The organism is Lacihabitans sp. CS3-21 (assembly GCF_024343675.1).
Lineage (GTDB): Bacteria > Bacteroidota > Bacteroidia > Cytophagales > Spirosomataceae > Leadbetterella.
Map to the genome: position 1 here is coordinate 97,821 of NZ_RJUD01000113.1, position 22,493 is coordinate 120,313.

Annotated in this window: 19 protein-coding genes; 13 read left to right on the forward strand and 6 right to left on the reverse strand. The window is 36.7% G+C overall.

The window, feature by feature from the left end; translation table 11 throughout:
* Positions 1-44: 44 nt before the first annotated feature.
* Complete coding sequence (locus tag EGI24_RS20290; RefSeq protein ID WP_255050448.1) at positions 45-2,381, forward strand: glycosyl hydrolase family 28 protein; 2,337 nt, start codon at positions 45-47, stop codon at positions 2,379-2,381.
* Positions 2,382-2,556: 175 nt separating this feature from the next.
* Positions 2,557-4,122, forward strand: coding sequence for a sulfatase (locus tag EGI24_RS20295; protein ID WP_255050449.1), 1,566 nt, complete (start codon positions 2,557-2,559; stop codon positions 4,120-4,122).
* Between the two features lie 331 nt (positions 4,123-4,453).
* On the opposite strand, the gene EGI24_RS20300 is transcribed toward EGI24_RS20295, so the two are convergent.
* Positions 4,454-5,347 (reverse strand): alpha/beta fold hydrolase, encoded by an 894-nt coding sequence (locus EGI24_RS20300; protein ID WP_255050450.1) that lies wholly within the window; start codon positions 5,345-5,347, stop codon positions 4,454-4,456.
* Between the two features lie 27 nt (positions 5,348-5,374).
* A complete protein-coding gene (locus EGI24_RS20305; RefSeq protein ID WP_255050451.1) occupies positions 5,375-5,923 on the reverse strand; it encodes a hypothetical protein in 549 nt (182 codons plus the stop codon).
* An 87-nt stretch (positions 5,924-6,010) separates the two neighbouring features.
* Between EGI24_RS20305 and EGI24_RS20310 the strand changes: the two genes are divergently transcribed.
* Together EGI24_RS20310 and EGI24_RS20315 are read left to right on the forward strand one after the other, a co-directional pair.
* Positions 6,011-7,153: a low specificity L-threonine aldolase gene (locus EGI24_RS20310; protein ID WP_255050452.1), complete on the forward strand. Its 1,143-nt coding sequence runs from the start codon at positions 6,011-6,013 to the stop codon at positions 7,151-7,153.
* Positions 7,150-8,238: a creatininase family protein gene (locus EGI24_RS20315; RefSeq protein ID WP_255050453.1), complete on the forward strand. Its 1,089-nt coding sequence runs from the start codon at positions 7,150-7,152 to the stop codon at positions 8,236-8,238. The genes EGI24_RS20310 and EGI24_RS20315 overlap by 4 nt, the downstream gene beginning before the upstream one ends.
* Positions 8,239-8,452: 214 nt before the next feature.
* Here the strand turns inward: EGI24_RS20315 and EGI24_RS20320 are convergent, their stop codons facing one another.
* A complete protein-coding gene (locus EGI24_RS20320; protein WP_255050454.1) occupies positions 8,453-8,968 on the reverse strand; it encodes a RidA family protein in 516 nt (171 codons plus the stop codon).
* A gap of 125 nt (positions 8,969-9,093) precedes the next feature.
* Here EGI24_RS20320 and EGI24_RS20325 point away from each other — a divergent pair, with 125 nt between their 5' ends.
* The gene (locus tag EGI24_RS20325) at positions 9,094-9,681 is read left to right on the forward strand and encodes a hypothetical protein (protein WP_255050455.1); all 588 of its coding nucleotides are present in this window, start codon (positions 9,094-9,096) and stop codon (positions 9,679-9,681) included.
* A gap of 49 nt (positions 9,682-9,730) precedes the next feature.
* Here EGI24_RS20325 and EGI24_RS20330 read toward each other — a convergent pair whose 3' ends face one another.
* On the reverse strand, positions 9,731-11,236 hold the full coding sequence (locus EGI24_RS20330; protein ID WP_255050456.1) for a family 16 glycosylhydrolase: 1,506 nt from the start codon (positions 11,234-11,236) through the stop codon (positions 9,731-9,733).
* A gap of 355 nt (positions 11,237-11,591) precedes the next feature.
* Between EGI24_RS20330 and EGI24_RS20335 the strand changes: the two genes are divergently transcribed.
* The 8 genes from EGI24_RS20335 (at position 11,592) to EGI24_RS20370 (ending at position 21,392) form a co-directional block, all read left to right on the forward strand.
* Positions 11,592-12,341 carry a LytTR family DNA-binding domain-containing protein gene (locus tag EGI24_RS20335; RefSeq protein WP_255050457.1) on the forward strand — a complete coding sequence of 250 codons (750 nt, stop codon included), beginning with the start codon at positions 11,592-11,594 and terminating at the stop codon, positions 12,339-12,341.
* Positions 12,342-12,480: 139 nt separating this feature from the next.
* The gene (locus tag EGI24_RS20340; protein ID WP_255050458.1) at positions 12,481-14,301 is read left to right on the forward strand and encodes a sensor histidine kinase; all 1,821 of its coding nucleotides are present in this window, start codon (positions 12,481-12,483) and stop codon (positions 14,299-14,301) included.
* A 118-nt stretch (positions 14,302-14,419) separates the two neighbouring features.
* On the forward strand, positions 14,420-14,710 hold the full coding sequence (locus EGI24_RS20345; RefSeq protein WP_255050459.1) for a LytTR family transcriptional regulator DNA-binding domain-containing protein: 291 nt from the start codon (positions 14,420-14,422) through the stop codon (positions 14,708-14,710).
* 3 nt (positions 14,711-14,713) lie between these two features.
* Positions 14,714-16,066 carry a hypothetical protein gene (locus EGI24_RS20350; protein ID WP_255050460.1) on the forward strand — a complete coding sequence of 451 codons (1,353 nt, stop codon included), beginning with the start codon at positions 14,714-14,716 and terminating at the stop codon, positions 16,064-16,066.
* On the forward strand, positions 16,063-18,333 hold the full coding sequence (locus EGI24_RS20355) for a VWD domain-containing protein (RefSeq protein ID WP_255050461.1): 2,271 nt from the start codon (positions 16,063-16,065) through the stop codon (positions 18,331-18,333). Before EGI24_RS20350 ends, EGI24_RS20355 begins: the two co-directional genes overlap by 4 nt.
* 4 nt (positions 18,334-18,337) lie before the next feature.
* Positions 18,338-19,207, forward strand: a complete 870-nt coding sequence (locus EGI24_RS20360) for a complement C1q domain-containing protein (RefSeq protein ID WP_255050462.1) — start codon at positions 18,338-18,340, stop codon at positions 19,205-19,207.
* A gap of 49 nt (positions 19,208-19,256) precedes the next feature.
* The gene (locus EGI24_RS20365) at positions 19,257-20,150 is read left to right on the forward strand and encodes a hypothetical protein (RefSeq protein WP_255050463.1); all 894 of its coding nucleotides are present in this window, start codon (positions 19,257-19,259) and stop codon (positions 20,148-20,150) included.
* 369 nt (positions 20,151-20,519) lie between these two features.
* Complete coding sequence (locus EGI24_RS20370; RefSeq protein ID WP_255050464.1) at positions 20,520-21,392, forward strand: inositol oxygenase; 873 nt, start codon at positions 20,520-20,522, stop codon at positions 21,390-21,392.
* 82 nt (positions 21,393-21,474) lie between these two features.
* Here EGI24_RS20370 and EGI24_RS20375 read toward each other — a convergent pair whose 3' ends face one another.
* Complete coding sequence (locus EGI24_RS20375; RefSeq protein WP_255050465.1) at positions 21,475-21,852, reverse strand: VOC family protein; 378 nt, start codon at positions 21,850-21,852, stop codon at positions 21,475-21,477.
* 76 nt (positions 21,853-21,928) lie between these two features.
* On the reverse strand, positions 21,929-22,450 hold the full coding sequence (locus EGI24_RS20380; RefSeq protein ID WP_255050466.1) for a DUF4199 domain-containing protein: 522 nt from the start codon (positions 22,448-22,450) through the stop codon (positions 21,929-21,931).
* Positions 22,451-22,493 lie beyond the last annotated feature (43 nt).

The following is a 22,493-nucleotide window of genomic DNA, read 5'->3' on the forward strand; positions in this document are numbered from 1 at the left end:
ACCTCAATGGCAAAAGCATTGGGGTGTTTTGCTTCAAACCCATTATGAAAAAATACCTTTTCCTTTTTAGTCTTTTAGCCTTTGGCTTCAATTTCCCCAATGAAAAAGTAAGAGTATTTATGATTGGCGACTCCACCATGGCCAACAAAAAACCTTATGATGCACCCGAAACTGGCTGGGGACAAGTTTTTCATGAGCTTTTTACCGATGCCGTATTAATTCAAAACCACGCATTGAATGGCAGAAGCTCCAAAAGTTTTAGAAATGAAGGACATTGGGCAAAGGTACATGAACAATTACAAAAAGGCGATTATGTTTTTATACAGTTTGGGCATAACGACCAAAAAATATCAGACACCACCAAATTTGCAGACCCACAAGTAGCCTACAGAGCCAATTTACAAAAATATATAGACGAGATAAAAGCAAAAGGAGCTATTCCCATTCTACTAACTCCCATGGTGAGAAGGAAATTTGACGAAGAACATAAATTTGTCGACCAGCATGGTGAATACCCACAAGTAGCAAAAGAGGTGGCCAAAAAGAACCAAGTGGAACTGATTGACATGCATTCTTTGAGCCAAAAACTTATCGAAAACCAAGGAGAAGAAGCCTCTAAAGATATATTTTTGCATTATGCGGGCGGTATTTTTTCAAAATTCTCCAACGGCATAGTGGACAATACACATCTTTCTCCATATGGTGCAAGGCTAATGGCTTCGCTTGTAGCCGAAGATTTAGTTACGCAATCGCTGCCTCTTAGAAATTGGCTAAAAAAGTCAGTTTATCCCAACACCTTGGAGTACCAATTACCAAAAATAAATATACCAACGTTTAAAAAAGATACATTTGACATAACCAGATATGGAGCAAAAGGCGAAGGCCTTTTTCTAAATACCAAAGCCATCCAACAAGCGGTAGATATCGCAGCTGAAAAAGGTGGCGGTACAGTTTTAATTCCATCAGGATTGTGGATTACAGGCCCCATTTTGCTTAAAAGTAATATCAACTTACACTTAGCAGCAGGAGCAGTTTTACAGTTTAGCGACAACCGCGATGACTATCCAATCGTGGAAACCACTTGGGAAGGAAATACCGCATATCGTTGTCAAGCTCCCATTTGGGGAGTAAACCTCACCAATGTGGCCATCACAGGCCGCGGAACCATGGACGGAGCCGGCCAAGTATGGAAACAAGTAAAAAAATCAAAACTTACAGACACGCAGTGGAAAAACTTAGTAGCATCTGGCGGAGTATTAAACGACAAAAAAGATACTTGGTACCCTACTGAAACCTCAAAATATGGCAATGAAAACATGGGATGGACCAACAAAAAAACTGAGGGAAAAACACTAGAAGATTATAAAAAAATCAGAGATTTCCTTAGACCAAATTTTATAAGTTTGTCGGGTTGTAGAAATGTACTGATCGAAGGCAATACATTTTTAAATTCTCCTGCATGGACCTTACATCCCCTTCTTTGTGAGCACATTACGATACGAAACGTGAACGTGAAAAATCCTTGGTTTGGCCAAAACAATGATGCCCTGGATTTAGAATCATGCTCAAATGGCATCGTTGAAAATAGTACTTTCGACACAGGTGATGATGCCATTTGTATAAAGTCTGGCAGAGACGAAGAAGGTCGTAAACGTGGCAAACCAACTCAAAATATCATTGTAAGAAACAACACCGTTTTCCATGCACATGGGGGTTTTGTGATTGGCAGCGAAATGTCTGGTGGAGTAAAAAACTTGTTTGTAAACAACAACAATTTCCTCGGAACCGACATCGGCCTTCGTTTCAAAACAGCCCGTGGGCGTGGTGGAGTGGTAGAGAAAATTTACATATCTGATATAAATATGAACAATATCCCTGGCGAAGCCATATTATTTGACATGTATTATATGGCCAAAGATCCTGTACCGCTGGATGGTGATGACACTACTTTACCCGAAATCAAAGCCGAAAAACTCGACGAAAGCACGCCCTCATTTAAGTCATTTTTTATTGAAAATGTAAACTGTAAAGGTGCCGAAACCGCCATTATGCTCAGAGGGTTACCTGAAATGAACATCAAAGACATCAGCATCAAAAACTCAAATTTCACTTCTAATAAAGGCTTAATTTGTATCGAGGCCGAGAATATTAGCTTTGAAAATATTGGTATCTTTTCAAAAAACACCACCGTTGGCCAAATTCAAAACAGTAAGAATATTAGTTTTAACCATATCACCTTCTCACCCAAATCCGAAACTTTATTCGAAATTTCAGGCGAAAGAAACCGAAACTTAACGTTGGTTAACACCTTAAAATCGAACCTCAAAGAAGTGACAACATTTAAAGCCAAAGCTGATAAGAAGGTTTTTAGAATGAAGTAGGAAATTAGTTTTTTTAAAACACCCAGTTTCTTTTTTGAAACTGAATGTTTTTTTGTTTGAACGATAATACACCCAAGGATTTTTTCAACTATTTTGAAATTATCTGTATCTTTATTTGCAATTCAACTATAAATAAAAAATGAAATATCATTCATCTAAATACCTTCTTTTATGCATGTTAAGTTTTCAATTATTTGCCCAAACCAAGAAACCTAACATCATTTGGCTTACTACCGAAGATATGTCTTATCATATTGGTGCATTTGGCTGTACAGAAGTTAAAACTCCAAATCTTGATAGATTGGCAACCGAAGGAACGAAATTCATGAATGTATTTTCCACTGCAGGGGTCTGTGCACCAAGTAGGGCGGCATTGGTCACGGGCAAATATCAAACTTCGTTTGGTGCCCACAATATGCGAACTTTTATGGGAAAGGAGTATGAAGAAAAAACTGGATTACCTTCTTATGGAGTTGTTTTACCCGTAGGTTTGAAACCTTACCCGCTGGTATTAAGAGAAAACGGATATTTTACTTCAAACAATTCCAAAGAGGATTACCAATTTACCAATTCAGAAGCGATGTGGGATGAAAGTAATTCGAAGGCCACATGGAGAAATCGCAAAGACAAGAACCAACCCTTCTTTTCAATTTTCAATTTTATGACTACGCACGAATCTCAGGTTTTTGTACGTGAAAAAGAGTCCCTTTTAGTTGACCCAAAAGACGTGATCATTCCGCCTTATTTGCCTGATAACGAAATAGTAAGAAAAGACTTTGCGAGATTCATGACCAACGTGCAGTTAATGGATGCACAAATAGGAGAAATCATAAAACAACTTAAAGAAGACGGTCTTTACGAAAATACCTACATTTTCTTTTTTTCCGACCATGGCGATGGCCTTCCTTTTTGCAAACGAGAATTACTACATAGAGGACTGAAAGTTCCTTTAATTATTAAGTTTCCTGAAGGCAAAAATGCAGGCAAAATGGACAAAAGGCTTATTAGTTTTGTAGACATGGCTCCTACCCTTTTATCCCTTGCCAATATTCCAATACCCAACTTTATAGAAGGACAAGCATTTTTGGGAAAACAAACGCCAAAAAACCAAAGAAAATACATATTTGCAGCCCGCGACCGCATGGACGCTGAATATGAAAGAGTACGGGCCGTTAGCGATGGGCGTTTTGAATACCTTAAAAACTACCAGCCCGAGAAACCATACTATCAAAACATTACGTACAGACTTCAACAAAAAAGCATGATTGAGATATTGCGGTTGAGAGATGCAGGACAACTTAACTCACAACAAATGCATTGGTTCAAACCGAATAAACCCAAAGAGGAACTTTATGATACCGAAAAAGACCCCTATCAGTTTGTAAATCTTGCTGAAAATCCTGAGTATAAAGCCAAATTAGAAGAATTAAGAATTCAGCATCAACTCTGGTTCAAAAAATATGGTGACATGGGCGAAATACCTGAAAAACAAATGCTAAGCCAAATGTGGAATGGCCAAAGCAAACCACCCACCACCGAAAAACCAGAAATGACTTTAAAAAACAATGTTTTAAAAGTAAATTGTCCGACTCCTGGGGCTTTTATAGCCCATCGAAAAAAAGGCCAAACTTCCTGGCAACCTTATATTGGAAAATTAATATTAAACCCGAATGAAAAACTCGAAATTATAGCCAGGCGAATAGGCTATGCTCCGAGCGAAATCATACAGTTTGGGGAATGAATTAAAGCCTCCAATATGACTGTAATTAACTGTAATACAGAATGTTAAACCAAAAAGACCAGTAACTAGTTAAAAGGAATATATTTGTTAAAATGACATTTCTTTTGATTTACTCATAGTTACTTTTTGTAGGTCGAGTGGACTTTTGTCTTTGATAATCATATCGTTTACAGCCAAGAATATTTAATTTTTTCCTACTTTCATACAACCATTGGCCACCCAACGGCACACTTTAGTATAGAACCTTCAGTAACCACAGCACCATGACCGAAAACGAGCTTTCTTTATTGTCATTTATTTCCCCCTAAAAAAAATCAATCTCCTTTATCCCTCACCTCACAAACTCCTCCAAAACAGCATTATACACGGCGGGCTCATTTAGGTATCCGAAATGACCGATATTGCCCAAGTTTATCACTTTGGCTTGTGGATAATTGGCTTTTAGGGCTTCTCTCAGGTTTTTACTTACGAGAGGATCGTTGCTAGTTTCTATGATTTGGAGCGGAATTTTGGAGTCAATTTGGGCCGTGAAAGTATCCACCACACAATAATATCTATTGGTAAAAATCTCTCTTGTGACTTCCGTTCCGAGCAATTCGTTGAGAAAAGCATCGGTAGCAGGATGGTTATTGGCGGCTGGAATTACTTCCTTATTGTATTTGCCTCGTATGGTTTTTATCACCAACCACTCCGGCAGCCATTGCATCACTTTCACCAAGGTTTCGTTTTTTGCCTTGTTTTCGGTGTTTGGAGCAAAAGTATTTCCGAGCGATACTTTTATCATCTTTTCGGGGTGATGAACTGCCAAAAATTGGGCTAAATAGCCTCCCAAAGAACTCCCCACCACCACAACTTTCTGTATTTTTTCTTTCTCCAATATGGCCAATATGCCTTCAGAAAGTTCCTTGAGGCTTTTTACCGATGGATAGCTCAAGCTCAGCACTTTATAGTTTTTACGGAAATGGTTAAGCTGCTGCCACCAAATGTCATACGAACCACCCATGCCATGTAAAAACAAAAGTGTGGTGTCAGACTGCCCTGCTACAAAATAGGTCCAGTTATGATCATTAACGTTCAAGGTCTTAGTAGGTTCTTCTCTGAATAACCGTAAAGACTCGCTCAAGGAATCATCAGCAGGATATTTTTCATCGAATGTAAAGTGTTTTACTGGGAAAAAATATACCCCAATTAAAATAATTATCAGAATCAAAAGAGCTTTTTTCATTTGGATTTGTTTAAAAACGGAGGCAAATTAGTTTGATTTTCTGAGCAAATTCTGAAGAATACCCACCAAAATCATCAATAAAGCTATACCAGCAAATACCCATTTCAAAAGCGTAATGGCGGAGCAATTGACCGCTAAATTATCTATGTTTTCAGGATATGTTTTCAGCATTTTCACAATATGGTAGTTTTCGAGATAGTCAAAAACCAAGATAATAAATGAGAACAAATTCATATATTTAAACCATGGATTGATTTTCCATTTATAAAAAACCAAGCTGAAAATGATGGCAAAAAAGAACATATAAACCACTGGATATAGGCCATCTACTACTGCACAGTTAAAAATATATGCCTCCTTCGCTTCGCCAGTGTACATAGACACAATCTCCTTAACCCGCTCTGGATTGTATCCAAACTGCAAGTCTAAAATTGGAAGATTTTTGTCTTCTTCCGGAACCATCCCTTTAAAAACCTTTGGCAAAAAATACAAATTAAAACATAGGTAAATGATAAAAAACAGTAGCAAAGTTTTCCAATTGGAAATCCGAACGAAGAAATCTGAGATATTTTTCATGGTATAGTTTTAGGTTTATTAAAATTACGCGATTTCATTCAGATTTTTAAATGAAAATCCCTAATTTTCAACATAATACTAAAAAATTTGAAAGATCTCAACAGACGAAACTTCATCAAAATGTCGGCCTTAGGCTCGGCTATTCCGTTTTCACCCGAAACCAACTCACCGATTATAAACGAAAGCCCAATGGCCCACTTTGTTTCTGATGGTCTAAATCTTTCTCCGAGTCAGTATCTCAAAGTACTGAATCAAATCATAGAAACCAAAGGGATAAAGGTCGACAACTATTCTCTTGAAGGTATTGTAGAGGAATTTGAGCAGAAATTTGCGAAGCTGGTTGGAAAAGAAATGGCCATATTTTTGCCCACTGGAACACTCGCCAACCAGCTCGCCATAAGGAAACTATGTGGCGATTCTAAGCGAGCAATCGTACAAAATCAGAGCCATATTTACAATGACTCTGGAGACTGCGTGCAGTCTCTCAGTCAAATAAATTTGGTTCCTTTGGGACACGAAAATGCCAGTTTTTCATTAGAAGATGTTCAAGAATTATTTCAAAAAAACGAAACCAATCGGGTAAAAACTAACATCGGCATGATATCGATTGAATCGCCAGTTAGGAGAAAAACTGGTGAGCTTTTTGACTTTGTGGAAATGCAAAAAATCAGTGCATTTGCCAAAGAAAAAAACATAAAAATGCACTTAGACGGTGCAAGGATATTCTTAGCTTCTGCTTACACGGGAATAAAACCCACTGAATATGCCTCGCATTTCGATACGGTTTATGTATCGCTTTATAAATATTTCAATGCTGCCTCAGGGGCAATTTTGGCAGGCCCAAAAAGCGTAATAGAAGGCATGTTCCACACCAGAAGAATGTTTGGGAGCGGTTTACACCAATCTTGGCCCTTTGTGGCAGTTGCAGATTATTTCATGGAAGGCTTTGAAAAAAGGTACACAATTGCTAAATCTATTTCAGACGAATTTATCCAAAAATTAAAAACAGAAGAGAGATTTAAGGTAAATAGAATAGAAAACGGAAGCAACATATTTAATTTAGAGCTATCGGCAATTTCGGCACAAGATTTTTCTCAAAACCTCAAAAAGCAAAATATTTTGGCTAATCCTAAAAACAAAACTAGCCTCAATTTATTGGTAAACGAATCTCTGAATTCTACTTCAGCCAATGAATTATTCACGAAATTCAAAAACGCACTAAAACAATGAAAATCAATTTATTAATCATATTTTTTACATGCATTACAGTACTTTCTTTTGCCCAAAATAGAAACCCAAAAAACAAGGCGGTTTTTCTGGAAGATATCAGTTGGACTACAGCTCAAGAAATTCTGAATGAAAATTCACTCCTGGTTTTACCGCTCGGTGCTGGTTCAAAAGAACATGGCCCTCACCTACCCCTTTCGACTGATTTTTTACAAGCCCAAGCTTTGGCAGATTTGGTGGCTCTTGAAAGAAATGTGGTCATTACGCCCATCATAAACTACGGTTTCTATCCCGCTTTTCTCAAATATCCAGGCTCCACCAGCACTACTTTTGCTACTGCCACTGACATGGTGGTGCAGGTAATCAGAAGTCTAGCGGCTTACGGCCCAAAAAAATTCTATATAATCAATATCGGAGTGAGTACCACTCCTCCTTTGTTGGCCGCTGCAAAAATATTGGCCGAAGATGGCATTTTGATGACTTTCAGCCGCTACGACAAACCGGCTTTCGAAAAGGCTGAGGCGGTTATTAGAACCAAAAGTTACAGTGGACACGCAGACGAAATAGAAACCTCAAACATTTTGAGCATAAGACCTGATTTGGTAGAAATGAAACGAGCAGTCAATGACTCCTCAATGAAAGCCAAAGCAGGTAGCATGACGCCAACACCTATAGAAGGCGGCAATTTAAACACCTCAGGAATAAACGGTTACGCAGCCTTGGGAACAGTGGAAAAGGGCCAAAAAAACATGACATCATTTGCCATAGAACTGATCAAAGAAATAGATATGCTCAAAGATATAGAGCCAATAAAAGGGAAAGATAGGTCTGTGGAATTTAAAGATTATGAAGGTATTTACACCAATGAAAAAGGAGATTTAAAGTTAGAAATCAGTCAAAAAGACAATATCCTCCACTACATTTTGAATGACAGAGATTTGCGAAACTTCTTTCATCTCTACAAAGATGGCACAGACTATTTCAGCTCGATGTATATCAATATACTTTTTATAAGAGACAAAAACGGAAAAGTAGAAAAAGTCTGGTGTAGGAATAGAGGCGAATATGTTTGGTTGGAAAAGAAATAAACGTCGCCATTTCAACTTTGCTCAATCGACAGAACTGCTCACTTTGACTTTGCTCGATGGTCAGGAAAACTCACTTCGGCTTCGCTCAGTGAGCGATGGTGAATTCTGACGCTTCATTTAGTTAAACTCAAATATGAAACAAAACTAAGTGCTATTAAATCAGAAAATGGAAAAATCGAAAATCGAACCAATCGAAAATCGAACTAATCGAAAATCAATCCACCTCCACAATCATCTCAATCTCCACTGCCATATTAGCAGGTAAAGAACCTACTCCAACTGCACTGCGTGCATGTTTTCCTTTATCTCCAAAAACTTCCACCATGAGGTCAGAGAAGCCGTTGATTACTTGTGGTTGTTGGGTAAAGTCTGTCGGACAATTGACCATTCCGAGAACTTTCACAATGCGTTTTACCTTATCTAAGTCACCTATTTCAGCCTTCAGAGCTGCTAAAAGATTGAGTCCAGTATTTCTTGCAGCAGCCTTTCCTTCTTCTAAAGTCAAATCTACACCTACTTTACCTGAAATAAATTTTCCATCCGAAGAGGTTGGTCCTTTTCCTGATAAATAAATCAAATTACCCGTTCTCACTGCATTAACATAAGAAGCAATGGGCGGTTGAACTTTTGGCAAAATAATCTTTAATTCCGCTAGTCGATTTTCAATTTTCTGTGAAAAAACATTTTGGGCTACAAAAATTACTAATAACGTGACGATCAATGGTTTCATAAACTTGCATTTCATTTTCAAAAATCTTAAAATCTAAAAATAGAAATTTTTTTTCAAAATCGCCATTGTTTATGTCACTTTCCAACCTGAAACGCGTCTTAACTCGTAAACAAATTCAATTTATAATGAAAAAACCATTTTCAATTTTAATTACTTCTTTGCTGTTGATTTTCTCAACAAACACATTTGCACAATCAAATATTGAAGGAATTTTAGACAAAGCAATATCATTGGCCGGACAAAAATCTGAAGGTCCACAAATAGCTAGTTTGCTTGGCACTGGCGTTTCTCTTTTAGAAAGAGAAGCCAATACAGGAAATGCCGATATCAAAAATAAACTTTTAGGACAATTAGGTGCTTTGAATGGGCTTATTCCTTTAGCAAACTCAGGTAAATTAGACCTAGGAAGCCTTAGTAAAATTGTAAACACCGTAAAAATGCTGGTTGCAGCTAATAGACTAAAAACAATGCTTTCAGACGGCAAATCGAACCTTTCACAAAATGAAACCAACATTGCAAGAAACCTTAATCTTTTGAAAGCAGGCTCATCTGTGTTGGGCTCAAGTGTTCAAAACCATTTTGGAAAGCTTTTAGCTTCAACTACCAAAAGTGTTGGAAAACTCGACAAAAGTGGCTTATTTGGTAAATTAGCGGCTTCTGCAACGAACAAGAAACTTGAGAAAATAATTAGTCTAGTTACCTCTGCTTTATAAATTAACTTAAACGCAAAAAAAGGTAGTCGGATTCTCGACTACCTTTTTTTTATTTTTGAAAAACTCTCACATAATCCACTTCCATTTTTGCAGGAAAAATATCAGGAGCAACTCCATATTTACCTCCCCAATTACCCCCTACTGCAATGTTCATAATTAAATGAAAACGCTTATCATATGGCCATTCTTGGAAATTCTTTTTAGTATTTTTAAAGCTGAAATATTTTTTCCCGTCATAAAAGAAATCAATATTTTCTTGATCCCATTCTATGCCATAATCATGAAATTCAGTATAGGGTGTCGGTATAAAAAATGACCCGGTTTTGTGCGTACCAATGGAATGATTGAAGGCCTTGGTATGTACTGTTCCATAAACTGTATCTGGCTGATAGCCTACGTGTTCCATAATGTCTATTTCACCACTTTCGGGCCATCCGCCATATTCCCAATCCGTTGGCAACATCCAAATGGCCGGCCATGTACCTTTGCCCTTGGGTAATTTTGCCCGCACTTCTATTTTGCCATTGAGCCAATCGCCTTTTGTTTTTGTGACCATTCTGGCTGAGGTGTATTGTCTGTTTTCTTTGGTTATTTTGTTGGCCGAAATAGTCAAAAAACCATTGTTGACAAATGCAGTTGTGCTGTCTTTTTCGGTATAAAACTGCAGTTCGTTATTTCCCCAACCCGATCCGCCTACATCATAACCCCATTTCTTGTCATCAGGCAAACCTTTGTAATTAAACTCATCCGACCAAACCAATTTCCAGTCTTTCTGAATAGGTGCATTCTTGATTCTTTCAAAAGCCAGTTCGGGCTCATTCGTAGTGATAAAATCAAAATCATTGGCTATCAACCAATCTAAATCCTTGGCATCATTTACGGTCCATGCATTCAAACTTAAACCTAATTTTTTTGATTCGGTAATCCAATCGGGATTTCTTTTAAATACTGAGTAATGATAATCTGCACCATTTATTTTATCAGCTTTAAGTTCAGCGGGCGATTTAGTACCATTCAAATATTGCAAGTGTGCTTTGCTATCCAAACTCCTGATTTTTAATAACATTTCATAATCAAAACTGATATAATCGACGTATTTATCCATTTTCATAGACTTCACCAATTCATACACTTTTTGGGCAACTATTCTCCCTCTTTCAACACTCGAAGCAGGTTTTATTTCACACACTAACCTGGTGTAAGAATTTTTCCCAGCCTTTAGATAATCCTTGAGTGTAGGAATTTTTTCATCATTGCTCAATTTAAAATCCAAAAGCTGTTTGTAAGTTACTTTTTCTATGTTCATTCCATTATATGTTGGGTCATGATTGACCACTAAAACATCATCGGCTGTCATATGAACGTCAAATTCAGAGCCAATACAATTAAGTTGAATGGCATACTTTAGAGAAGCAATCGAGTTTTCAGGTAGATTTTTAGCCTTCCAAGCCCCTCTATGGGCAACCACAGAATTGGGGTTCTTCGAATCAGCTTCGAAAGAGCAAATAATTAATGAAGATAGGAAAAGGATTTTACTAAATAAATTGAATTTCATTGTTGAATAAGGTCGTTTTTTCAAAGTTAAAGAATTATTTTGTCACTTTATTTAAAATAAAGCTTCAATGTCATTTAGTTAAGTACAGATTCTGAACCACATTCCCTCATGAGAGATTGGAGACACATTCGATTATAGGACTTTCAGCCGCAACTGCGAAGTTTTAGAGGTAAAAAAACTTCACTAAACTACTATATATAAAGAATATCAATTCAAAAAACTGGAAGGATGATTTACTTTCTTAAACATTGGCCAAATGGTTGGCTGCACTTCCGCTAGCCTTAATATAAAATACTACATTTATCAATTTTATATTTCAAAAAAAAGTACTTATTTGTGGCGTAAATCATCTATAATGCTCAAAGCCATCATCCTTGACGACGAACAAGCGGGAATTGATATACTCAAATACGACCTAGGGATATTCTGTCCGGAAGTGGAAGTAATAGCGTCCTTTAACGATCCTTTGGAGGCATTCAATTACTTATCTAATTGGAGTTGTGATATACTTTTTCTAGATATTTCCATGCCTGGCTTAAATGGCTTTGATTTCCTAAAAAAATTCAAAGAAATTGACTTCGAGGTAATTTTTGTAACAGCCTACGAAGAGTATGCCCTTAGAGCTTTCGACTTTTATGCCGTAGATTATCTTCTCAAACCTATAGAAACCGAAAAACTAAAACGGGCTATTGATAGAATTAAATCAAAGAAGGAATCTAAGAAAGACTTTGAAAAATTTGAGGCCTTATTTAGAAACCTATCAGGAAAAAGTCAGAAAAACACCACCTTGGCAATTCCTACTTTGGATGGATTCGAAATCATTGATTTGGCTGACTTGGTTTATCTAAAAGCAGAAGGAAACTATACCGAGCTAAAGATGAAAACCAAGAAAATTTTGGTTTCTAAGACCCTCGGGGATTTCGAAAAAGTATTGCCCTTAGAAAGCTTTATAAGAATACATAATTCATTTGTTATCAACTTACAAGAAATAAGAAAATACATAAAGGGGGATGGTGGCATGGTAACGATATCAAATGGCGAGCAGCTACCAGTTTCGAGAATAAACAAACCTAGGTTGTTGGCCATGATCAAGCCACAATTCTGATTTACCATTCCTTAAAAAAGGCCCTGAATGTTTTGAAAAATATTTTTTTCAGTCCAATTTCAAACAAATCTTTCAAATTACTAGAAAATTGAGGCCACGATTTTTCCTTTTGATTTGTCTCTGTTTCGGATATTTTTCCGTGAAAAGCCAATGCTTTGATGTTGCCAAAGGTGGAAATTTCGAAAGTCATATTAAGTGTTATGTAGATAGCAGTGACAAAAAATCTTCAAGCCAGATATTAAATCAGCCATTTAAAAAATACCAACAGGTTCGGTTTCCCAGATTTCTACTGAGCGAATATCTTCATGGATTTTGGTTTAAGTTTTGCTTGGAAAACTCATCTAACCAACCTCAGGATTATGTACTCACCATGGGAGAAGTATATTCTCAGGAATACCATATAAATTCAAGCCAATCTGTGAATTACACTGTGCTTTTGAGCCAAGATAAACGCTTAACTCAAAACGCCTACTACTTTGACCATAAATACCTAAAAATCAATATAAAACCTAAGGAAAAACTAGAGATCTTAGTTAAAGTAAAAGATAAAACTGGACAACAGTTTTTACTTCAACCCAACATAAAGACTGAAGCTCAGGAACATACGGAAAGACTCAAAAATCTCTATGAGGAAAGATTTGCTTTGGCACAAAACCTCATGTTAAAGTCTATACTTGCCTTTGTAATGATTTTTGTATCAATGCAATACTTTTTTACACGATACAAATTTTTACTCTACTATGCCTTATACCTTTTGGGAATGTTGCTCTTTCACCTTTACGGATTCTCATTTTCATCGTACTACGAAACACCGTTTACGGCTATTCCTTTCTTTAAATTTGAGCTTCGACAAAATTTCTATGTGATCATTACGCAGATTTTTTACATGTTGTTTCTTAGAGAATTTTTAGGTGTTTATGAAAAAGGCTCCAGCTTACAAAAAGCAATTTTCAAGTACCAGCATTATCTCTTTCTAATCCTTTTAATTCTTGAAATTCTTTGCTCTGTAGTTTTACAACGACTTGATTTTGAATTAATTATTTCCCTAGTAACGCAATTTATTGTAGTAAGTATAAGTATATATCTACTCATTACAATGTTCACTTCAAAACACCTCAAAGCTCCTTTAGCGATAAGATTGGCGAGTTTGGTGCTATTTGTAGGCGTAATTATAGGCTTTCTAAGTGCTACTTTTGAGTGGGTAAAAACCACGTCTCCACTCCTACAATACTATCCAAACTACTTCTTTAATTTTTGTGTATTGGCCGAGGTATTTTTGTATTCACTCGCCATAGGTCAGTTGTACTTCAAAACTGTTTCAGAGAAAAGTTTTCTCAATCAAAAAATCGCACTCTCAGAACTCAATATGCTTCGGTCGCAAATAAACCCGCATTTTCTTTTCAATAGCCTCAACTCCATAAAGAGCCTAGTAATTAGCGAAAGAAAACATGAAGCAGCGAGTTTTCTAACCGAGTTTTCGGCTTTGATTCGAAACATCCTGCAAAAAAGTAGGGAGCAATTTCTAAATTTAGAGGAAGAATTATCATTTACTGAAAGTTACCTCAAAATAGAGAAAAAGAGATTTGAGGATGGCTTTGAATATGAAATTAATGTACAAAAAAGTCTCTTAGAAAAGCTTGTTCCGGCATTTATTCTTCAGCCTTTTGTGGAAAATAGTATAAAGCATGGTTTTCATGAACTATCTGAAAAAGGAAAAATAAACATTGAAATATCTGAAAAAGAAGAGCATATCCATGTACAAATTACAGACAACGGCATTGGACGAAGCCAATCAGCTAGGATCAAGCTTTCTGAAAACGGACATCAATCCTTTGGCACACAGCTTATCCTGGATCGCCTAAAAATCCTAAACGATATTTATGGTTGGAAAATCGCATTTGAAATCATTGACTTAGAAAAAGGAACCAGAGTAGTGATGACCATTCCGTTTTTTGATTAGTGCGATTTTGGCAGTTATACACTCAAGTACGTTAATTAACTAACCATTCTCTCCAACCAATCATTCTAGATTTCAAATTTCATGCATGTCATTAAAATTTGTAACAAAATAAATGGCTATGAAAACTATTCATGTAGGATCTAGACTTCATATTGCTCCCGAAAGCATCGTGTTCATAAAGGCGGACATTTCATATTCACATATTTTTTTGTCTGATGGCCGTAAAATACTGGTAAGCACCCATCTCATGAAACTCGAACGGCGTTTTGGTGACAAAATGGTACGTGTACACCGAAGTTATTTGGTCAATCCTGAAGCCGACATAAAAATCACAGAAAAAGAATTCACAACGCCATCAGGCCACAAAGGACTGATAAGCAGGAGATTGAAGAAGAATTTAATGTTTTAAATCATGAAAAAACTAATACCATTACTTCTTTTTATAGTTGGAAGTACATTAATTGTCAAAGGTCAATCCTCAGAGCTATCAAACGGAGGAGGCCTGTTAAAATCACCTTACTCTCATTTAGAACTAAGAAATAAAGGTTTACTTATTCAAAGAGATTTCTCGGTTCGGAGTGTTGACCCTAATTCCATTGTTTACACCCTTCTTAATAGCAACACACTAAGTCTTGACGGTAATTTTGGAGGGACCGTCCTCGATCCAGGTGGTAATGGTTCCTACCTCCAGGGAGTTCCATTTTCGGCAAATGCCCTCATCGAACCAGCTATTCTTTCTTCATCATATATTGGTGGGTATCAAATAAGCTTTGATTTAATGGATATCCCTGACCCGGGTGATTCACTAATTATTTATGAATTTGGTCAACCTATCCATATTTTTAGTGGAACAACCACAATTCCAAACAAAATTATTATCCGAAATCCACGTATAGAAATTGCCTTTCGAACTAACAATAACACTCAGGTCGGACAAGGATTCATACTTAAATTCATTCCGATAGATGGCTATACCGAAGAAATCATGGATAATTATTATGGAGGCCCCCACTTCGAATACTCAACCTATAAAGGAAGCATTAGTAGTGGTCTAACAAGTATTTTCAATTATAAAAATCGTGGAGATTTATCCTTTAATCATGGCTGGTTCAATTCCGTATCAGGCTATAATTCATTTACAGTTGGCTCAGAAAACAAAACTACCTCTCAGTATGGCTTCACAATTGGGTTTCGCAATTCGAATTTCGGAAATACATCCTTTGTAGGTGGTTTGATAAATGAAAATAAAGCAACTAATTCATTTACATTTGGAGAAGGATTACAAAATTATTCTTCAAATACAGCCATATTTGGAGCGTACAATGAAGTCATTATTTTTGACCCCGATGATGCACTTTATAATAGAATCCCGTCAAACCCAATTTTTATTGTGGGCACCGGTTCTTCACCCCTCGATAGACGAAATGCATTTGTAGTAAGAAACAATTCAAATGTTGATTTATGGGGATATACAAAACTCGGTCAATTTGCTCCACATATAAAAATGTTTGAAATCACCGGTAATATGCCTGCTGCAAATACAAATGGCACCTACCCTCACGGACTCACAGACGCTAAAATACTATCTATAGCAATTTCTGCTGAGGTAAATAACCAATTTATTCCGCCTAATTATACTGGAAACCCATCACTAGAATTTAACTATTATTGGGCTGCGGGAAATCTGTACATTCTCAATAAAAACTTAAACAGCTCGGGATTGGCGGGTGTACCTTTTAAAGCATTAATCACATATAAAGAATGAAAAAGATACCTTATTTGGTTGCCAGTGTCATACTTATCTCTTGCTCGAAAGAAACAGTTCTAGTAACTGAAACATCGAACTTCAAATTTGCCGAACCCGCTTCTTTGGCCACAGCCCAACAAGCCATTATTACCAATCCAAATCTGGAAGTTGGCTATGTAGCCTCTTATGAAGATAAAAAACTTCAGGTCATAGCCTCTGGCAAGAAAAACACCAAAGGTGAAATGACCAATTTTGAAAAATTAATTTTGGTCAATACCATCAATAATGCTTGGATAAAGTATGACTTCAATACCGATTTCTTACCTTCAAAAGCTGAAACTTCCACTGGTTTTATCATTGAATTTAGCAATTATCTAGGAACAAAATTTGATATATCTGTTAAGAAAAAGTCTGACGGAAAAGAGGTTACTTCCAAAAAAGGTGAGGTGATGTATGAGGGAAACCTCGAATTGGCTCAAAAGGCCAAAGGCTATTTTGAAAATGGCATCGATTACACCAAAAGTGGCCGAGTTCAAGGCATTTTGGCCTGTGATAAAACCATAGGCGGGATTGCCGCTGGAGCATATATTGGGCAAAATATTGCTGGTTGTATCACAGCAGGCGTGGCTCTTTTGGCTGCTCCAGAATTGGGTATTTTGGCGACTTTTACTGCAGGCCGCACCGCTCTGGACGCCTGCAGCGAAACCAAAAAATTGATTGACAATCTACAAAACAATCGCCCTGCTATTCAATGTCCTGAAGCTGGCGGAGCAGAGCAAAGTTGTTTTTCTAATATTGTAAGCGAAACAGGTCAGGCATTGTCGAACTGTGGGCAGACCGTGGCCAATACCTGGCTTACACGCAAGGCATGCGAATGTAACGACGAACTCCAAACTCGAGGTTTACTAGATGGCGTGGGTGGAGGTCAGGGCGACCCACATCTTACCACCCACGATGGTTTTGCATATGATTTTATGGGACATGGCGAGTTTACAGTCGTGCAAAGCACCAACGACAAATTACTGATTCAGGTCCGCCAAGAACCCATGAACAACACTGAGAAAAGAGCCACAATCAACACAGCAATCGCCGTAAGGTTCGATAAAGACGTTGTAAATGTATTCTCAAATCCATTTAGGTTATTGATTAATGGTGAAGTTCAAAACGAGACTTTTGTTTCAAAACGTCTTTCGGATAATACCTTGGTCACAAAAAATGCAGAAGAAATTCGGGTCTTTTCGTCGAATAATGACGAGGTGATGATTAGATATAAATCTCGGATTGATTATTTGGTCTATTTGAATGATGGTCGAAAAGGCAAATTAAAAGGTCTTTTGGGTGACTTTGATGGTAACAGAAACAACGACTTGGTATTATCAGATGGCAAGCCTCTGACCGACCGCTCGTTTAAAGGCTTATACCCCATTTATGCAGACGCCTGGAGAATCAAACAAGCGGAATCCCTATTCACTTATGAAAGTGGCAAAAATTCTTTGAGTTTTACGGATGTCAAATTCCCTTACCAAGAGTTTACTTTTAGTCTAACAGCCATTCAGCAAGCCGAAAGTCGTTGTCGGCAGTCTGGTATCAATCGAGAACCTTATCTGAGCCAGTGCGTTTATGATGTAAGTTTGACAGGCGATATTTCTTTTGCAGAATCGGCCAAATGGAGTCAAAGTCTTACCACCTTTAGCACCTTGCCAATAGCTTCTGACCTCAATTATTTTCAGAACGTGAGGATTGAAGTTGGTTCTCGTCAAAACCAAAGCGACATGAAAAATGTGATTGATTTTGATACCGGAAAGACCTACACTTTTGCTGAATCCAAATCAAATAAAGCCATTGACGGTGTTGCCTATTATGACATCATTCAGAATTCCATCTGCACTTTCGCTTTTCTAAAAACCTGCGGAATTTCGTGCGGAGTTGGTTCATTGAATGATTACCTCAAGTCAATTTCATGGAACATCTGGAACACAGGCATGATTCAGATCTCAAATGGCTCCGACAAAGCCTTTAAACTCAAAATCAACAACCTAGACTTTTACAATGTCCAGAATTCTTCAGGAATCAGTAGTCTCTTGCAGAATAAGCTGAATAAGAATTCAGATTATGAAAATGGCGTAGCTGTAATAGAAGACTTCAGTAAAGGCATTGATAGTCAAAATGTTTTTGCATTCATCACGGCAGATGGTAAACAAGGACTTTTTAGAATCGTAGGTACAGGTATTAATCCAGTTACAAAAATTTCATATTATGATATTGACATTAAAATTCAAAAGTAAACTCATGAAAAGGCTATTATTTTCTATTCCATTTTCATTTTATTCCATGGTTGGATTATCCCAGGTAACCACCCTACCAAACAGCATTGGAATTGGCCAAACCATAAACGCTGCCATTCCACTTCATATCAATAAGCCAGGTGAAGTAGCCAGATTTCAGGGTGCTAGCCCTTATGTAACTTTTTATGATGCTTTGAATTTTAAAGGATATATTCAAGTTATTGGAGATCATTTAGAAATAGGTTCTAAAAACAATCATAACATAGACTTTTATACAAATAACCTTCCTCAATTTAGGATTGATGGAACTTCTGGCCAAATCACCGCTTTTCAAAAAATAAATGCAAATAATGGAATTAGACTTTCAGGCCCTTTACAAGCTGAGAACGAAAGTGTTGGACCTGCGGGAAGTGTTTTAGTTTCTAGAGGCAATGCTACGCCAGCTTGGGAAGAACAAAAGGTAGGTTTTAGGGTCATCAGCCCGATAACTGCACTTCCAAATAATTCAGAAACCGAAATCAGTACTTACCATTTTCCGACATTTAATGATGGCGGTGGATTTAACAACACTACTGGTGTTTTTACAGCACCTTCAAGTGGCGTGTATTTGTTTAATGTAAAATACAAAATAAATCCGACTGAAACCCCTTTAGATGACTTTAAAGCTATGATAAGATTAATAAAAAATTCCTTAGGAAATATGCAATATAATGGTGACTTCAAAACTTTTGACAACTATGCCACTTCAGTAGAGACAAATTTTTTAATTAAATTGGTGCAAAATGATGCTGTTAAATTTTCTTTTTTCCAAGTTTCACCTTATGCTCTTAGTTTGAACGTTGTTGCTGAAGTCTCGGGTTTTAAAGTTTATTAATTTTGTTAGACATTATTAATTTTGAAAATTTCCTTAAAAGCTAAATATTATGCCATTTATTAATTTAATCGTTTTATTGTTTTTGGTTAATGGAGCTCTTGCCCAGTCCTTCACTGCCAAAACAGGCTATCTGTATTTGGGAGAAAAAGAAACGGAACTCAATGGTGGAATGGAAGTTATAACAGGCATTATCAAGAAGAATGATAAAATTGATATTTATGCCCCAACGGGTCGAAAATTTACAGCAACTATCACCAAAATATCGGGTAATAGCAATGAAGAAGTAAACCAAGTAAAAACTGGCGAATACGGCTATTTTGATTTAAAATTTACCGAAAATCCTTCAACAGGAAAGGATTATGTTAACAAAGACTACAAAGTATATCCTGCTGGCTTTAAGACAAATACCGCAGAATTGAAAGCCGATGCAGAAGCCATAATCTCGGCGAGTACGAATTTCAAGTCCACGCTTGATGGAAAAACATGGAATGCAAAAGTGACCTATAAAGGTGCTTCTTTCTGGCGAAAAGGCATTAAAAATTATATAGAAAAACCTTATTTGCAATTACAGTTTGCAAGTGTTCGAGCACCAGATGAAAGATTATTAACAGTTCAGGTTTTTTATCCAAAAGAAACACCTGCAAAATACGCTTCAAAAGACCTAGAAGTAAACTTTAGCGGCTCACCTGATGGAAACAAAGCCAACACCGAAATGTATGGTTTTGTAAACGGAAAAGGAAACACCGATTTCAGTCTAGAAATTACAAAATGGCAAAAAATTTCCTCTACAAAAGCCATCATTTCTGGCAAAGTTTCTGGTGAATTGAAAGAAGTTAAACTACTCGGCACTCCAAAACTTATACACCGTTTCTCTGATGGTGTATTTGAGGATGTTGAGGTGGAGGTTTTTAATGAGGTTTTTGATTTGATGGGGAAGAAGTAAAACAATCATTTACTCTTAGAATCCTTAAAAAAATGTTCATTCCATTCTTCAATTAATTACTCTTTTAGTCCTTAAAAACTCACTTCAATAAATAAACCTGCGTTTCTGCCAAAAGATAAAACCCGAGACCACAATACGCAAGATTGACTTTTTTATTCATAGAGAAGAAGTTGGTCATATTTGGGCTATTTAAGACAGCCTATCCCAAAAAGTATACAACTAATTAATAACAAGGATGATTATGTAAATTTTAACATTTTTAGACAATTTTAGACAAAAATGACATTGATTAATAATTTAACTCCAATGTATTTACCTGAATCTTAAAAAATAATTTATATTTGGGCTTGAAATTCAATCATCAAAATAATGGAAAACAATTTTTCAGAAAAAGAACTAAACCCATTGGCTTCTATTGAAGAGTGGGAAGATGATGTACTAGAGCGTTACCCAGAGCCTTTTGAGAAATCAAAAGAAGAATATCGCAACTACGTAGACTCGGCAAGACAAGACACCGTTAAAGAGTTTTATAGATTAAATCATACTTTTCAGACATACGAATTTGCGAAAAACAAGCAGGAGCATTTCTTAAAGTTTGACAAGAAAGAAATGAGTATTTGGGATGCAGTAGATTTCCTAAATACGCTCATAGACGACTCTGATCCTGACACCAGTATGGATCAGTTGCAGCACTTGCTACAAACGTCGGAAGCTATTCGTCAAGATGGTCACCCTGATTGGTTTGTACTGACTGGCTTTATGCATGATTTGGGCAAAGTTTTGTGTTTGTTTGGTGAGCCGCAATGGGCTGTGGTGGGCGACACCTTCCCTACTGGTTGTAAGCACTCAGATAAAATCGTTTATTCAGAGTTTTTTGCTGAAAACCCAGACTCAAGAGATCCGAGATACAATACGAAATATGGTATTTATGAGCCAAACTGCGGCCTTGATAACGTACAAATGTCATGGGGGCACGACGAGTACATTTATCGTATCATGAAGCCTTATATTCCTGAAGAAGGATTGTACATGTTGCGTTATCATTCGTTTTACTCGCAACACCGCGAACATGCGTACGATCACCTCATGAATGCCCACGACCACGAAATGTTTAAGTGGGTGGACAAATTCAACCCTTATGACTTGTACTCAAAAGTGCCATATCCGCCTAATGTACAAGAGTTAAGGCCTTATTATGAGGATTTGGTGGCCAAATATTTACCAGCTACGTTGAAGTTTTAAAATATGAAAACCTCCTGAGTCTCGGGAGGTTTTTTGTTGCTAAATGCATTATAGAATACTCGAATATTAAGCTGTGATTTGACTAATCAATTGGCTCCCAAAGTTCAATTTTGTTCCCTTCATTATCAAGAATATGGACAAATTTCCCGTAGTCGTAGATTTCCAAATTATCAAGAATTGTTACTCCTTCTTTTTTTAATTCAACAAGTAAACTCTCCAAATTTTCGACACGATAATTCATCATAAAGTCTTTCTTCGAAGGTTCAAAATAATTTGAAGTTTCTTTAAATGGAGTCCATTGCGTTTGAGCTTTTTTTATTCCATCTGAATCTTCAAACCAATCAAAGCTGGCACCATAAGGGTTGGTGGTGAATCCAAGATGTTTTTGATACCACTCAGTAGTCGTTTTCGGGTCCTTACATTTAAAAAATACTCCACCAATACCGGTAACTTTTTTCATACCATTGTTTACTTTTTTATAAATACAAATTTAGTCTTTTAAGAAATCTTCTTTAATCATAAAGAATCTCCTAAAGTTATGCCGATTTGTTGTTTTTTAGAATTAAAGAACTTATAATCGTAACCAATAATCCCACTGGAAAAATCTCAGCGAAAGTAATTCCCGCAAACGAAAACACATTGTCATATAGACCTCTACTTTGTTCAATCTCCTTTATTTTAGCATCAAGTTCTGCTGTTGGTAAATTTAATTTTTGTAATTTCTCTATTTCAGACAAAATATACTTATCAAGAAAATCAGGCATAAAAAAATGGTACTCAATGCCCCAAGCTATTACATACATAAGGCTAGCGATTGCTGAGATAGCAATTCCTATTTTAAAAGCTGTAAAAAAGGTGATTTTTCCATCGGCTACTTTATCACGATAGTTTTTAATGCCAATAAAAACAAAAGAAAAAGCCGCCAACATAGAGACATATCCAATGAGCATACTACCTTCAGCATGCTCTGAATTATACACATAGGCCATTGAACAGACCATGAAGATGGAAACAGCAAGTCCTGCAATAAGTCCGTTTTTAAGAATAATTTTTTGCATATCAATTGGGTTTAAATTTTAGGCAATTTTCTGAATTTTAGTG